The sequence below is a fragment of the Lichenibacterium minor genome, from assembly GCF_004137685.1.
Lineage (GTDB): Bacteria > Pseudomonadota > Alphaproteobacteria > Rhizobiales > Beijerinckiaceae > Lichenihabitans > Lichenihabitans minor.
In genome coordinates this window covers 23,332-38,210 of sequence record NZ_QYBB01000022.1, presented here as the reverse complement: position 1 = coordinate 38,210, position 14,879 = coordinate 23,332, and the positions used below count along the sequence as shown (strand labels likewise).

The window sequence follows — 14,879 nt, the reverse complement described above, 5'->3', positions numbered from 1 at the left end:
TGTCCAGTCTCCGGGGAGCCCCTCGATGCCCGCCTGGACGGGGATGGCCGCCCACGAAGCCCTTGGATGACCTGTAACCCGTGGGATGTATGTCCACCATCGCTTCGCCCCACCTGACGAGGCCCGTCCCGTCCATGAAGGACGGCGACCTGGACCTGTGGCTGCCGGTGCCGCGCCGGTCATCCTCATCCATGTAGGCAGGATGGGGACTGGTCTCTCGACGATGTCGGCGGGATCGGACAGGCAGTGGTCGACCATCACGCCCGGGATGAACGGATCGGCGGCCGTTCCCTGACTCGCCGCGGCGGTCGACAGGCCGGACGTTCCCGACGAACAGACGACAGATGGCGGCCCGATGCCCGATCGTCACTCACCCAATCGAGGATGTGCTCCCGGCCGGCGCGGCACGACGACGAAGCCGTGACGTAGATGCGCGGATGCCGGAAAGGGAGCGGAACCACCCCAAAAAGGGAATAGCGCTCCGGCTAACCCCCTGCAGGCCTTGGTGATCTGCGAGACAAGAACCCACTCCAAACGCCCCGCAGCCATCCTGGCCCCTGGGCACGTCCTCGACGAAGCTGCCGGCGGCGGGCGCGGCGCCGATCGTGGCGGGATCAGACAGGTTGATCTCGACAGGCCGGAGCTCGAGCGCCGCCGCGGACGGAGCCGGAGTCTCTTCCGGTCAGCGGCGGCGCGGCCGGCTCATCGGCCCGGGAGTGATAGGTATGTCTCTCGGGACCTGGTAGGGGGAGGGGGCCCCGGCTCCCGCGCCCACCGGGGTGGCGGCGGCACGGCGGGCGGCTATGGCTCGGCGGCGCACGGCGGGGTGACAGCGCTTCGCGCTCCCCCCGTACCCCCCATCGATCTGAAAACGTCTGTACGACGTCGCCTTGGCTGCATTCAGGGTTGCCGAGCAACACGGAAGCCAGGAAGGTCGGGAGGGCGCCGGTGCCGGCCGCACTTTCCTTCGGAGATCACCCATGCCGGTCGATGTCGGTCAGGTGCCGCGCGTCCCTGACCTCTTCGTCCCGGTGCCCCCTCGGCGCCATCGCCTTCGGTCATCTCGGCGACCGGGTCGGACGCAAGTCCGCCCTGGTGACCACGCTCACCACCATGGGCCTGTGCACCTGCATCATCGGCCTTCTGCCGAACTACGACGCGATCGGCGTGTGGGCGCCGCTCCTGCTCATCGTGATGCGCTTCTGCCAGGGGCTAGCCGTCGGCGGCGAGTGGGGCGGGGCCGTGCTGATCGTGGTCGAATCCGCGCCCGCCGACCGCCGCGGCTTCTACGGCGCATTTCCGCAGCTGGGCGTGCCGCTCGGGCTCATTGTGTCGACGAGCATCTTCAAGCTCGTGTCCGGTCTGCCGGAGGCGCAGTTCCTCGCCTGGGGCTGGCGCATCCCGTTCCTTCTCAGCATCGTGCTCGTCGGGATCGGGCTCTTTATCCGCCTAAGCGTCGAAGAATCGCCAGCCTTCGCGGCCATGGAGGCCGAGGACGGCGTGGCGCAGGCGCCCCTCCTCGAACTACTCCGGGACCACGGCGGCAAGGTGCTGCTCGCGATCGGGACGCGGTTCGCAACCGACATCACCTTCAACGTCATTAACGTTTTCGTGCTCGCCTACGGCACGCAGCAACTCGGCCTGGATCGCGGGCTCCTACTCGACGCGATCATCGCGGGCTCCGTCGTGGCGCTGTTCACGATCCCCGCCTTCGGCAGGCTGTCCGACAGCATCGGGCGGCGCACGGTGTTTGTCGGCGGATGCGTCTTCGTCGCGGCATACGGCTTCATCTTCTTCTCCCTGCTCGCGACGCGCCAGCCGGCCGTGGTCATCTTGGCTTTCGTCGGGGGCGTCGCGCTGTCGCAACCCTGCGTCTACGGCGTACAATCGACGTGGTTCGCCGAAGCGTTCAGGACCCGGGTCCGCTACACCGGTGCATCGCTCCCCTATCAAGTGGCGGGCATCCTCACCTCGGCACCGACGCCCCTTATCGCCGCTTATCTCTACGCGCAGTACGGCTCGACGATGCCGATCGCCGGCTATATCGCGTCAACGGCGATTCTCAGCCTCGTTTGCGCGGTCTTCCTCGGGGAAACATACCGTCGCACCCTCGTGTGAGCTGTGCCGATGCGAGCCTAGGATCCGCCGCCGAACAACGCTGGCGGCCCGTCCGTTCGCCTTCGCTCGCCCTCGCATGGCCGCGCAGGTTGTACATCGGCGCCACATCGCCGGTCTATGATCCATGCTCACCTGAGCCGCCGAACCTCGGGCGGAGAAATCCGCTGCGGCAATACCGCCCGGACCAAAGGCGTACGGAGAAGTTGAGTCTATGAGCGAACCGAAGCCCGCTCTCGCCGGGCGCGTCGCCATCATAACCGGGGCCGGCCGCGGCCTCGGCCGTGCCATGGCGCTGGGCTTGGCAGCCGCGGGCGCCAGCGTAGTCGCCACCTCGGCGCGGAGCCTCGCGGAGGTCGCGGCCGTCGCGGCCGAAGCCTCCGACGACGTGATCGTCCCTGTCCGGGCCGACGTGACGCGGGAGGAGGATTGCGCCGCGGCCGTCGAAGTCGCGGTCGCGCGCTTCGGGCGGCTCGATATCCTGGTCAACAACGCGGGCCGCGGCATGCGCCTCGTCAGCGACGACTTCCTCACGACTCCCACGCGGTTTTAGGAGGTCGAACCCGCGGTCTGGAGCGACATCGTCGACACCAACGTCAACGGCCCGTTCCTGATGGCTCGCGCTGCCGTGCCGGCCCTCATCGCCTCGGGCCGCGGCCGCATCGTCAACATCTCCATGAACCACAAAACCATGCGGCGCGCCGGCTTCTCGCCCTACGGCCCGAGCAAGGCCGCACTCGAGTTCGAGACGGTCATCTGGGCGCAGGACCTCGCCGCGATAAGCGTGACCGTCAACGCGCTCCTGCCCGGGGGCGCCACCGAGACGGGTCTGATCCCGCCCTCCGTCTGTCCGGAGGCGCGCGCCGGGATGCTTCGCCCCACGATCGTCGTCCCTCCGCTGTCGTGGCTCGCTTCCGACGCGTCGCACGCGTTCACCGGCCGACGGATCGATGCCAAGCGTTGGCGGTCCGACCTGCCGCCGGCCGACGCCGCGCGGGAAGCGTCCGAGTTGGCTGGTTGGGTCGGCGGTTCGTTCTGAGCGAGCCCTCGCTCCCGGCATCTGCAGCGAATGGTTCCGAACAGCTTCCGAAAGCGCGGTTCGACACAGTTGCCCGCCGAACGGGGAAGCTCGAAGCCAGGCGAGACAGGGATGGCGCGCTTCGGAGGACAGTCCGGCGTATTCGTGAGCCGAGTACGGTCAGCCATCGATTTCCGGCGTCTCGGTACTTATTCTTAGTCCGTGATGTATGGGACGCCCGGGAGCGGAGGGGAGGATGTCGGACGCGATCGAGATCGCCCACGGGCCGTTCGGCCGCGTCGCCCTGCTCGACATGGATCGCGGGCTGGTGCGCCATGCCCATCCGCACTGCCACGTCCTGCTCAAGGTCGAGGGCGACGACACGCAGTTCCTCGTCGGCGAGCGCATCGTTTCGCTGACGGACATGCAGGCCGTGCTCGTCAACGCCTGGGAGACCCACGCCTACGTCCACGACGCATGCCGCAACAAGGCCGTCATCCTGGCCCTCTACATCGAGCCGGCGTGGCTCGGAGGGTTCCGCAGCAATTGGGTCGCCAGCGCGGCGCCGGGCTTCTTCGCCGAACCCGTCGGCGCCGTGACGCAGGCGATCCGGCGCTTCGCCCACGACCTCGCCGCCGAGATGATCATCGCCCCGGGCTCCTCGCGCATCCAGGACGACCTGCTGTCGGGGCTGATGGTGGCGGCCCTGGAGCGCTTCACGGCATGGCGGGAGGTCGGCACCTCGCTGCGCGACCTCGCGCGCCGCAGCGGTCCCGACCACCGCATCCGGCGCGCCATGCGGCGGATGAGGGAGGAGCCCGGCCTGCTCGACGGGGTCGAAACCCTGGCCCGGGATGCCGGACTGTCGCGGGCGCACTTCTACCGCCTTTTCGAGCAGTCGACCGGCGCCCCGCCCCACGTTTTCCTCAACGGGATCCGGGTCGAGCGTGCCGTCGCGGCCATCGTCGAGGGAAATAGCAGCCTGGCGCAGATCGGCGCCGACCTCGGTTTCGCGGCACCGGGCCATTTCTCTCGGTTCTTTCGGGACCATTCCGGCGTGTCGCCGAGCGCCTTCCGCGCCCTCGCGCGCCGAACCGAGGGATCCGCCGCGCCCTGAGAAGCCGCGCCCTGAAAATGAGACGTTTCGGTCAGCCGTGAGACGCCGCGGCATCGTCTGGCTCCCCCCGATCCGGCAATCTCGAACGCGAACGGCCCCCCGTGCGGCCGCGCGGCTTCCGCCGCGCTCGCCCGGATCGCAACGATGGACGGGTCCGAGGGGCTCGTCGGGATGCGCCGTCCGGGAGCGAGATCTTGGGCATCCAGGGCGAACGTTTCATTAGGCCATCCGCCGAGCGCGTCGAGGACGCGGCCCTCCTGTCCGGGGGCGGCCGCTACATCGACGACCTCGGCGTCCGGCCCGGCACCCTGCATGCCGCGATCGTCCGGTCGCCGCACGCCCACGCCGACCTCCTCTCGGTCGACAAAGCGGCCGCGCTGTCCCTGCCCGGCGTCGCCGCGGTCATTACCGGCGCCGACCTCGTAGGCGTCACCGCGGGCCTGGTCCCGGCCCTGCGCGTGTCGGTCGATGCGCGCGCCATCGCGGTCGACCGCGTCCGCTACGTCGGCGAGCCCGTCGCCATCGTGGTGGCGGCGGACCGCTACCGCGCGGAGGACGGCGCTGACCTCGTGAACGTGCGCTACCGGAGCCGGCCGGCCGTGGTCGACCCCGAGGCAGCCCTCGGGGAAGGCGCGCCGGTTCTGCACGAGGATGCCGGCTCCAACCTGATGAGCGACCGCCGCTTCCGCTACGGCGACCCCGACGCCGCCTTCGCGGCCGCGGCCCACAGCCTCGCCGTGACGGTCCGCTATCCCCGCAACACCGGCTCGCCGATGGAATGCTACGGGGTCGTGGCCGAATACGACCCCCACGAGGACGCCTACGACGTCCTCGCCAACTTCCAAGGGCCGTTCAGCATCCACGCCGTCATGGCCCGTGCCCTCAAGGTACCGGGCAATCGGCTGCGCCTGCGCACCCCGCCCGACAGCGGAGGCAGCTTCGGCGTCAAGCAGGGCGTCGCCCCCTACGCGGTGCTGATCGGCGCCGCGGCCCGGATCGTCGGGCGGCCGGTGAAGTGGGTCGAGGACCGGCTGGAGCACCTCGCCGGATCCGTTTCGGCCACCAACCGCGTCACCACCCTCACCGCCGCCTTCGACGGCGAAGGCCGCGTGACGGCGCTCGACTGGGATCAACTCGAAGATTGCGGCGCCTACCTCCGCGCGCCCGAGCCGGCCACGCTCTACCGCATGCACGGCAACATGACCGGCGCCTACGCGATCCCCCACGTCCGCATCCGCAACCGCGTCGTGCTCACCAACAAGCTCCCCACCGGGCTCGTGCGCGGCTTCGGTGGACCTCAGGTCTACTATCCGCTGGAGCGGCTGATGCAGCGCATCGCCCGCCATCTCGGGCTGGACCCCCTCGAGGTCATCCGCCGCAACCTGATCCCGGCGGACGCCTTCCCCTACCGGACCGCCACCGGCGCGCTCTACGATTCGGGCGACTACCAGCGGGCGCTCGACGACGCAGCGCGCCACGGCGGCCTCGCCGACCTCCTCGACCGGCGCGACGCGGCCCGCGCGGCCGGGCGGCTCTACGGCATCGGGTTCACGGCGGCGGTCGAGCCCAGCGTTTCCAACATGGGATACATCACGGCGGTGCTGACGCCCGCCGAGCGCGCCAAGGCGGGCCCGAAGAACGGCGCTCAGTCGACCGCGACCGTCACGCTCGATCCCGTCGGCACCGTCACGGTGCAGGTCGCCTCCGTGCCGCAGGGGCAGGGGCACCGCACCGTCCTGGCCGGGATCGTGGCCGACGTGCTCGGCATCCCCGCCGCCCAGGTGCGGGTCACGACCGACCTCGACACCGCCAAGGACGCCTGGTCGATCGCGTCAGGCAATTATTCGAGTCGCTTCGCCGCGGCCGTGGCCGGCGTGGCCCATCTCGCGGCGACCCGCCTGCGCGACAAGCTCGCCCGCATCGCGGGGGCGCAGCTCAACATCAGAGCCGAGGACCTCGTCTTCGGGGGTGGCCGGGTGTCGTCGCGAACCAACCCCGACGCATCCCTGCCCTTCGCCCGCGTCGCAGCCACGAGCCACTGGTCGCCCGGCCTCGTGCCCGACGACGTGGGGGCCGCGATCCGCGAGACGGCCTTCTGGACGCCGCCTGAACTCACCGCGCCCGACGCCGAGGACCACGTCGCCTCGTCGCTGTGCCACGGCTTCATCTTCGACTTCTGTGGCGTCGAGGTGGACCGCGCGACGGGCAAGCTCCGCATCGACCGCTACGTGACGATGCACGACTGCGGCGTGATCCTGCACCCCGGCATGGTGGAGGGCCAAGTGCGCGGCGGCTTCGTTCAGGCGCTCGGGGCCGCCGTCTACGAGGAACTCGTCTACGGCGAGGACGGCGCTTTCCTGTCCGGCACCCTCGCCGACTACCTGCTGCCCACCGCCACCGAGGTGCCGGATCTCCGCATCCTCCACGTCGAGAGCCCCTCACCCTTCACGCCGCTCGGCGCCAAGGGCGTCGGCGAGGGCAACTGCATGTCGACGCCGGTGTGCCTCGCCAATGCGGTGGCGGACGCGCTCGACCTCGACAACGTCGATCTGCCGCTGACCCCTGCCAAGCTTCGCGCCCTCGTGGCGGAGGCCGACGAGCCGCCCCCGCCTGCCGGCCATCGCTCCGCGGCACCGGCGGCGAAGGCCGGCGACCGCACCCTGCGGGGTGCGGGCGCGACAGTCGTGACGGCGTCGCCCGAGGCGGTCTGGGCCCTGCTGCTCGATCCCGACGTGCTGGCCTCGGTGATCCCCGGCGCCCACGGGGTCAACAAGCTTTCCGACACCCATTTCACCGCCGACGTCACGCTCGGGGTCGGCCCGGTGAAGGGACGCTATGCGGCCGACATCACCCTGTCGGACCTCGATCCCCCGCGGGGCGCCACCCTCACCGGAACTGTGTCGGGCGGGCTCGGGGACGGCGGCGGCACGGGGCGCGTTACCCTGGAGCCGGACGGCACCGGCGGCACCCGCATCGGCTACACCTACGAGGCCGCCGTTGGCGGCAAGGTGGCGGCCGTCGGCGGCCGCCTGCTCGACGGCGCCGCCCGGGTGGTGATCGGGGGGTTCTTCGCGGCCCTCGCCCGGCGGGCGGGCGGCGCGGACCGCACCGGCCCGCTGCGGCGCCTGCTGGCGCCCCTCCTGGCCCTGATGGGGATCAAGTCGTGAAGCCCGCCGCCTTCGATTATATCCGCGCCGCCCACCTCGACGAGGCGCTCGCGGCGCTGCAGGCTTCGGGGGGCGACGCCCGCATCCTGGCGGGCGGCCAGTCGCTGATGCCGATGCTCAACATGCGGCTGACGCGGCCGGCCGTGCTGGTCGACATCATGCGGCTCGGCGCCTTGGCGGAGCCGCGGATCGAGAAGGGCGCGCTCGTGGTGCCGGCCGGCGTGCGTCAGGCGGCCCTGCTCGACCGCGCCACGCTGGTCGACGAGGCGCCGCTCCTCGCGCTGGCCCTGCCCTGGGTCGGCCATGCCCAGACGCGCGCACGGGGCACGCCCTGCGGTTCGGTCGCCCATGCCGACCCGAGCGCGGAAACGCCGCTCTGCCTGCTGGCGCTGGAAGGCGAGGTGCGGTTGCGGTCGAAGAAGCGCGCCCGCGCCGTCAAGGCAGCCGACTTCTTCACCGGCATGATGGTCACGGCCAAGGCCGAAGACGAGATGGTGGAGGCGATCGCGCTGCCGCTGCGCAGGCCCGGCACCGGCTACGGCTTCGCCGAGGTGGCGCGGCGCCACGGCGACTACGCCATCGTGGCCTGCGCGGCGGTCGTGGACGGCCGGGGGATCAGGCTCGCGGTTGGCGGGGTCGCCGACCGGCCCACCGCCCGCGACCTGCCGTTGCTCGACGGCTCCGCCCTCGACGACGCTCTGAACGCCCTGGCATGGGACCTCGGCGCGGGGGAGGACGTCCACGCCACGGCGCGCTACCGGCGCGACCTAGTCCGCCATCTCGGCCGGCAGGTGATCGAGGAGGCCATGCGATGCCGAAACTGAGCGCCGCGATCCGCCACAGCGTCGCCTTCACGCTGAACGGCGTGCCGAGAACCGTCGAGGTCGAGCCACGCACGCTGCTCACCGACGCGCTGCGCCACGGGCTCGGGATGACCGGCACTCACGTCGGCTGCGAACACGGCGTCTGCGGCGCCTGCACGGTCGCGATCGACGGCGCCATGGCGCGCGCCTGCCTCACCCTGGCGGTGGCGGCCGAGGGCTGTGACCTCCGCACTGTCGAGAGCCTGGCGCCCGCGCCGGGCCGGCTCGGCGTCTTGCAAGCTGCCTTCAAGCGGCACCATGCCCTCCAATGCGGCTTCTGCACGGCCGGCATCCTGATGTCGCTCGACACCTACCTGCGCCGGCACCCGAACCCGTCGCGGGAAGACCTCACCCTCGTGATCGGCGGCCATCTCTGTCGCTGCACCGGCTACGCGCCCATCGTGGCCGCCGCCCTCGACGCCGCCGCCGAACTGCGCGGCACGAGCGAACATCCGGAGGACGCGGCCCATGCTTGACCTCGGCACGAGCTTCCTGGCGAGCGTGTCGCGCGACCCCGAGGCGCTCGCTGTCGTCGACGGCGGGGTCCGGCTGACCTACGCCGGCTGGTACCGGGCGATCTCGTCCGTGGTGGAGGGGCTCGACGCGCTCGGCCTGCGGCCGGGCGACCGCCTCGTCACCATCCTGCAGAACCGCTGGGAAGCCGCGACCCTGCACTGGGCCTGCCAGTTCGCCGGCGTGGTCATCGTGCCCTTGAACTGGCGCGCCACGGCCGACGAACTCGACCATGCCCTCGCGGACTCCGACGCCCGCGCGCTCGTCTACGAGCCGGTCGCGGCCGCCACCGTCGCGGCGAGCCCCGCGGCGGCGGTCCTGCCCCGGCTCGCCGTGGGCGCTGCGGCTGGGCCGGGCGAGACCGCCTTCGCCGACGTCGTCGCCCGCGACGCGGCCCCGGCGCGCGCCGCCGCCTCGGCCGAAGCCCTGTCGCTGATGCTCTACACCTCGGGCACGACCGCGCGCCCCAAGGGCGTGCCGCGGCGACACAGGGCCGAGCGCGCCGCCGCCCTGGCCCATGTGGCGCAGAACCTCTACCGGCGAGGCGAGCGCACGCTCGGCGTCATGCCGCTCTACCACACGATGGGGGTGCGCTCGCTGCTCGCCATGTCGCTGATTGGGGGCACCTTCGTGTGCCTGCCGCGCTTCAGCGTCGCCGAAGCCCTGCGCCTCGTCGCGGCCGAGCGGGTGACCAACCTTTACCTCGTCCCGACCCTCTACCACGACCTCGTGCATCACGCCGCTTTCGACGCGACGGACGTGTCCAGCGTGCGCAAGCTCGGCTTCGCCGGCGCCTCGATGACCGACGGCTTGCTGGCCCGGCTCACGGAAGCGTTCCGGCCGGACCTGTTCGTCAACCATTACGGCTCGTCCGAGGTGTACACCTTCACAATCGACCAGGACGCGCCCCGGAAGCCCGGCTCGGCTGGCCGCGCCGGGCTCAACACCATGGTGCGCGTGGTGCCCTTCGGCGCGCGGGATCCCGCCGCGACGGCGCACCCCGGCGAGGAGGGCGAGATCGCCGTCATCGCGGGCGGCGACGAGGCCTTCGAGGGCTATTGGCGCCGGCCCGAGGCGGACGCCAAGGCCCTCCGCGGTGGATGGTACTTCACCGGCGACACCGGCTACGCGGACGCCGACGGCGACCTCTTCGTCACCGGCCGGGTCGACGACATGATCATCACGGGGGGCGAGAACGTGTCCCCCGTCGAGATCGAGAGCTGCCTGTCGCTGCACCCGGCCGTGTCCGAAGTGGCCGTGGTGGGGCTGCCCGACGAGCGCTGGGGCAAGGTCGTCGCGGCCTTCATCAAGCGCCGCGGGCCGGTCCAGCCCGCCGAGCTCGTCGCCTACTGCCGGGCCGCCGGCCTGCCGAGCCACAAGCTGCCCCGCAGCACCGTCTTCGTGGCCGAGATCCCGAAATCGCCGGTCGGCAAGCTGCTGCGCCGCCGGCTCGTGTCGGGCGACTACGAGCTCGAAGCCGCGTCAGCCTTCCCTTCTCACACCTCCGTCGAGGCCCTGACATGACTGACTCCCGCTTGATCGACCTCGACGGCTTCCGCGTCGCGATCGACCCCGCCCGCGAGCGCGCCGACATCGTGCTCGACCGCCCGCCGATGAACATCATCTCGATGCCGCAACGCGACGAACTGCGCCGGGTCTTCGAGGCGCTCGACGAGGACGCGCGCGTGCGGATCATCGTGTTGCGCGCCGAGGGCGAGCACTTCTCCTCCGGCGGCTACATCAAAGGGTTTCTCGACGCTTCGCCCGAGCACGTGTCGCACCTCGCCTGGAACATCGCCGCGCCGGCGCGCTGTTCCAAGCCCGTCATCGCGGCCAACCGCGGCTACACCTTCGGCGTGGGCTTCGAGATCTCGCTCGCCTGCGACTTCCGCATCGTTTCGGAAACCTGCCGCTACGCCCTGCCCGAGCAGAAGCTCGGCCAGATCCCGGGATCGGGCGGCTCGGCCCGGCTCCAGGCCATCGTCGGCATCGCCCGCACGAAGGACATCGTCATGCGGTCGCGGCGCATCCCCGGCCGCCAGGCGCTCGACTGGGGTATCGCCACCGACTGCGTGCCGGACGCCGACCTCGAGAAGACCGTGGACGCGCTGGTGGACGAGCTCCGGGCCTTCTCGCCGCTGGCCCAGCGCACCGCCAAGAAGCTGCTGAACGACAGCGAGAATGCCACCGTGGCGACGGCCATCGAGCTCGAAGGCCATTGCTACAGCCGCCTGCGGCAGTCGGACGACTTCCGCGAGGGCGTCACGGCCTTCCACGAGAAGCGGCACCCCGCCTTCCGCGGGACCTGAACTGGTCCCAGCGCGACCCACCCCGCCGGCCGCGCCGCCGGCGGTCCACCGCAGCACAACGACGGCCCAAGGCCGCGAACCCCGGCCGCCCCGCGCCCGGGCAGCGACGGCGCATGTCCGCGGGACGGCGCCGCGCCACGAGGAGGAACGCCATGACCGCCACCATCGCCCTGGACGACGATCTGCTCGTCAAACCGACGAGCCGACAGGTCGCCGTCGCCTGCGCGGCCTCGCTCTTCGGATGGGGGCTCGACCTTTTCGACCTCTTCATCCTGCTCTACGTGGCGCCGGTCGTGGGCGGCCTGTTCTTTCCGGCCGACGAGCCGATGCTGTCGCTCGCGGGCGCCTACGCGTCCTTCGGCGTGACCTTGCTGATCCGCCCCTACGGTTCCGCGCTCTTCGGCTCCTACGCCGACCGGTTCGGCCGCCGCCGCGCCCTCATGGTGGCGGTGATCGGCGTCGGCGTGTCGACGGCGACCTTCGGCCTGCTGCCCTCGGTCGCGCAGGTCGGCTGGATCGCCACAGCGATCTTCCTCGTCTTCCGCCTCGTGCAGGGCATCTTCGTGGGCGGCGTCGTGGCGGCCTCCCACACGATCGGCACGGAAACCCTGCCGGAACGCTGGCGCGGCCTGATGTCGGGCGCGGTCGGCGGGGGCGGATCCGCCTTGGGCGGCTTGCTGGCCTCGCTGGTCTTCTTCGTCGTGTCGCTGATCGCGCCCGGGCCGGCCTTCGCCGCCTGGGGTTGGCGGCTGATGTTCTTCTCGGGCCTCCTCACGTCGCTGGTGGGGGTCGTGCTGTTCCGCAACCTCGAAGAGTCGCCCATCTTCGCCCGCCTGCAGCGGCAGGAGGCGCTGCAGGGCTCCGCCGGAGCCGTCGCCTCGCCCGTCCGGGTGCTGCTGTCGCCCGTCCACCGTCGCAACTTCGTCGTGGCCATCCTGCTGTCCTTCGGCGGCGGCGGCGCCTACTACCTCACCTCCGGCTACCTCCCGAGCTTCCTCAAGCTCGTCAACGGCGTGCCCAACGCCACCGCTTCGCTGATGCTGGTGGGCGCCAACGTGGCCGCCGGCCTCGGCGCCTGCGCGGCCGGCGAGCTCAGCCAGCGCGTCGGCCGGCGGCCTGTGTTCCTCGCCATGGGGGTGGTCCGGCTGATCGCCTTCCCGGCCCTGTTCCTCGCCATGGGGTCAATCACGGACGTCACGCTCCTGACCGTCTGCGTCCTGTCGCTGTCGTTCATCGCCAACGCCAGCTACGGGCCGCTGCTGATCACCCTGAACGAGAGCTTCCCCACCGCGTTGCGCGCCACCGGCACAGGCCTGTCGTGGAACGTCGGCTTCGCGCTTGGCGGCATCCTGCCCACCTTCGTGTCGCTGGCCGCGGGGGAGTCGAGCCATATCCCGGCCGTGCTGGCCGCCTTCACAGTGGGCGTGACGATCGTGTACCTCGTCGGCGCCCTGGCGACGCCCGAAACCCGCGGCAACCTCGACCGGATGTGAGCGACGTGGGGGATCGCGGCGTGGGTGACGATCCGCTGTGGCGCTTCGCGCTGGGCTTCTACGCCCGGCCCGGCGCGGCCCCGGCCTGCCTCGCCTTGCAGGACGAGGCCGGCTGCGACGTCATGCTGGTGCTCTGGCTCCTCTGGTGCGCCGAAGACGGCCGCCCGCTCGACGCGGGCGCGATCGCGGCCGCCGACGCGCGGCTGGCGCGTTGGCGCGCCGCGGTGATCGAGCCGCTGCGCGCCGCGCGGCGGGCCATGAAGGAGGCGCTGCTGCCCGGCGTCGAAACGGAGGCCTGTCGCGGGTGCGTCAAGGCGGTGGAACTCGAAGCCGAACGGCTCGCGTTGGCGGCGCTGTCCGCCATGGCACCGGAGATGTGCAGCGTCGAAGCTGGTGCGGCAGTCCGCAACCTCGCGCTCTACGCCGCCCATCTGGGACGCGCGTTGCCGGAAGCGGCCGTGCAGGTGCTGGTCGAAGTTTAGATCTGCGAAACGGATGGGTGGTGCGGATGACCTCGCCTACGTCGAGGGCTGCTCCTGTTCCTTCCACCGCCTGACCCCGCCCGACTCGATCCCGAACAGGTCGAGCACCCGCCCCACCGTGTGGTCAACCATCTCGGCGATGCTGCCCGGCCGCGCGTAGAAGGCCGGCACCGGCGGCGCAATGACGGCGCCGAGGTCGGACAGCGCCGCCATGCTGCGCAGGTGCCCGGCGTGCAGCGGCGTTTCGCGCACCATCAGCACCAGCCGCCGCCGCTCCTTCAGCACCACGTCGGCGGCCCGCGTGAGCAGGCCCGAGGTGACGCCGCTGGCGATCTCCGCCATGGAGCGGATCGAGCACGGGGCCACCACCATGCCGCGGGTGCGGAACGAGCCCGACGAGATCGCAGCGCCGATGTCGGCCTGCGCGTAGCAGCGCGTCGCCAGCGCCCGCACGGCCGCCACCTTGAGATCGGTCTCGTGGGCCAGCGTCACCTCGGCGGACCGCGACATGACGAGGTGGCTCGGGATGCCGAGGTCCCGCAGGATCTCCAGCATGCGCACGCCGTAGATCACCCCTGAGGCACCCGAGATGCCGACGACGAGCGGCAGCTCGGCGCTCGTGAGACTTCCACCCATGGGCCGGCTCCCGCGTCCCGCCGTCGGTCCGGTCGCCGCCCGGTGCGGCGGCACGATCCGGACGGATGCGCGTCGCGGAGGGTTACGGAGGGGGCCGGGGCGTGTCGAATAAGGATGGTTGATGGCCGCCATCAGCGATGCGTCACGCGCGTCGCCCGTCACGGGCCTGCCGTGATCCGGTCGCCGAGGCCCAGCGTGGCGGCGGCGAACTCCTCGGTCAGAGTGGCGACGAACGCGGTCGCGGCGGTGCTGAGCGGCCTGTCGCGGCGATGCACGATAGCGAGTTGGCGGACGAGGCGGGGCTCGCCGATGCGGTAGGCCCTGAGGGAGCCTTCCGCGAGCTGCCGAGACACCGCGATGGCCGGCAGGATCGTGAACAGGGCGGAGCGCCTCACGACCTCGACGATCGCCGGCACGAGATCGAGTTCGAGCTTCGGCGAAAGCGTCACGCCTTCCGCCCTGAGCCGCAGGTCCAGCGCCGAGCGGAGCCCGTTGCGTGCCGAGGGCAGGAGCAGGTCGAGGCGCGCGAGGTCGCGCGGGCGCAGGGGCAGCGGCACGGGCAAGGCGGCGTCCCGGCCGCCCACCAGGACCATCTCCTCGCCGAACAGGGGCTCGACCACGAGCCCGAGCGGCCGTTCCGGCCGGTTGATCACCGCGAGGTCGAGCGAGCCGTCGCCGACCGCCGCGATGAAGCTCGACGTCGTGCCGTCGGCCAGCGACAGCTCGACGTCCGGGTGAGCCTCGGCGAAGCGCAGCAGCACGCCCGGCACCACGCTCATCGTCAGCGACGACAGGACGCCGGCGGTGACGCGGCCCGACACGGCGGTCGACAGGCGCGCCATGGCGGCATGCGCCGCCGCGACGTCGTCGAGGATGGGGCGGACGAGGCGGTGCAGCGCGCGGCCGGCGACCGTGGGCACGACGGCCCTGGGCTGACGGTCGAACAGGATCTGGCCGAGTTCGCGCTCTAGCTTGGCGATCTGCATGCTGAGCGCGGGCTGAACCACGTGGACCCGTTCCGCCGCCCGTGTGACGCTGCCTTCCTCGAAGAGCGCGACGAAATAGGAGATCTGCCGAAGGTCCATGGCCCGTCCCCGTGATGGCGCGGATCATTATTCCTGATTTTTCAGCGCCCCAAACGCGGTTTACCGCTGATCCCCGGAAGA

General features: G+C 71.4%; 11 protein-coding genes and 1 pseudogene. 10 read left to right on the top strand and 2 right to left on the bottom strand.

From position 1 onward, the window contains the following. Nucleotides 1-990 precede the first annotated feature (990 nt). From D3273_RS17565 to D3273_RS17520, 10 genes and pseudogenes are all read left to right on the top strand, one after another. Nucleotides 991-2,118 (top strand): MFS transporter, encoded by a 1,128-nt coding sequence (locus D3273_RS17565; RefSeq protein WP_129228239.1) that lies wholly within the window; start codon nt 991-993, stop codon nt 2,116-2,118. Between the two features lie 211 nt (nt 2,119-2,329). Further along, nucleotides 2,330-3,154: pseudogene (locus D3273_RS29265) on the top strand (SDR family NAD(P)-dependent oxidoreductase). Nucleotides 3,155-3,389: 235 nt separating this feature from the next. Further along, nucleotides 3,390-4,250, top strand: a complete 861-nt coding sequence (locus tag D3273_RS17555; RefSeq protein ID WP_129228196.1) for a helix-turn-helix transcriptional regulator — start codon at nt 3,390-3,392, stop codon at nt 4,248-4,250. A gap of 194 nt (nt 4,251-4,444) precedes the next feature. Beyond that, on the top strand, nt 4,445-7,417 hold the full coding sequence (locus D3273_RS17550; protein ID WP_129228195.1) for a xanthine dehydrogenase family protein molybdopterin-binding subunit: 2,973 nt from the start codon (nt 4,445-4,447) through the stop codon (nt 7,415-7,417). Further along, complete coding sequence (locus tag D3273_RS17545; RefSeq protein ID WP_129228194.1) at nt 7,414-8,241, top strand: FAD binding domain-containing protein; 828 nt, start codon at nt 7,414-7,416, stop codon at nt 8,239-8,241. The genes D3273_RS17550 and D3273_RS17545 overlap by 4 nt, the downstream gene beginning before the upstream one ends. Further along, a complete protein-coding gene (locus D3273_RS17540; RefSeq protein WP_129228193.1) occupies nt 8,229-8,756 on the top strand; it encodes a (2Fe-2S)-binding protein in 528 nt (175 codons plus the stop codon). The genes D3273_RS17545 and D3273_RS17540 overlap by 13 nt, the downstream gene beginning before the upstream one ends. Beyond that, nucleotides 8,749-10,317, top strand: coding sequence for an AMP-binding protein (locus D3273_RS17535; protein WP_129228192.1), 1,569 nt, complete (start codon nt 8,749-8,751; stop codon nt 10,315-10,317). Before D3273_RS17540 ends, D3273_RS17535 begins: the two co-directional genes overlap by 8 nt. Continuing rightward, nucleotides 10,314-11,102: an enoyl-CoA hydratase/isomerase family protein gene (locus tag D3273_RS17530; protein ID WP_129228191.1), complete on the top strand. Its 789-nt coding sequence runs from the start codon at nt 10,314-10,316 to the stop codon at nt 11,100-11,102. Before D3273_RS17535 ends, D3273_RS17530 begins: the two co-directional genes overlap by 4 nt. Before the next feature lie 152 nt (nt 11,103-11,254). Continuing rightward, nucleotides 11,255-12,595, top strand: a complete 1,341-nt coding sequence (locus D3273_RS17525) for an MFS transporter (RefSeq protein ID WP_129228190.1) — start codon at nt 11,255-11,257, stop codon at nt 12,593-12,595. A gap of 20 nt (nt 12,596-12,615) precedes the next feature. Next, the gene (locus D3273_RS17520) at nt 12,616-13,077 is read left to right on the top strand and encodes a TIGR02444 family protein (protein ID WP_129228189.1); all 462 of its coding nucleotides are present in this window, start codon (nt 12,616-12,618) and stop codon (nt 13,075-13,077) included. A 36-nt stretch (nt 13,078-13,113) separates the two neighbouring features. On the opposite strand, the gene D3273_RS17515 is transcribed toward D3273_RS17520, so the two are convergent. Continuing rightward, nucleotides 13,114-13,713 carry a UbiX family flavin prenyltransferase gene (locus tag D3273_RS17515; protein ID WP_129228188.1) on the bottom strand — a complete coding sequence of 200 codons (600 nt, stop codon included), beginning with the start codon at nt 13,711-13,713 and terminating at the stop codon, nt 13,114-13,116. Between the two features lie 158 nt (nt 13,714-13,871). After that, nucleotides 13,872-14,798 carry a LysR family transcriptional regulator gene (locus D3273_RS17510; RefSeq protein ID WP_129228187.1) on the bottom strand — a complete coding sequence of 309 codons (927 nt, stop codon included), beginning with the start codon at nt 14,796-14,798 and terminating at the stop codon, nt 13,872-13,874. Between the last annotated feature and the right edge of the window lie 81 nt (nt 14,799-14,879).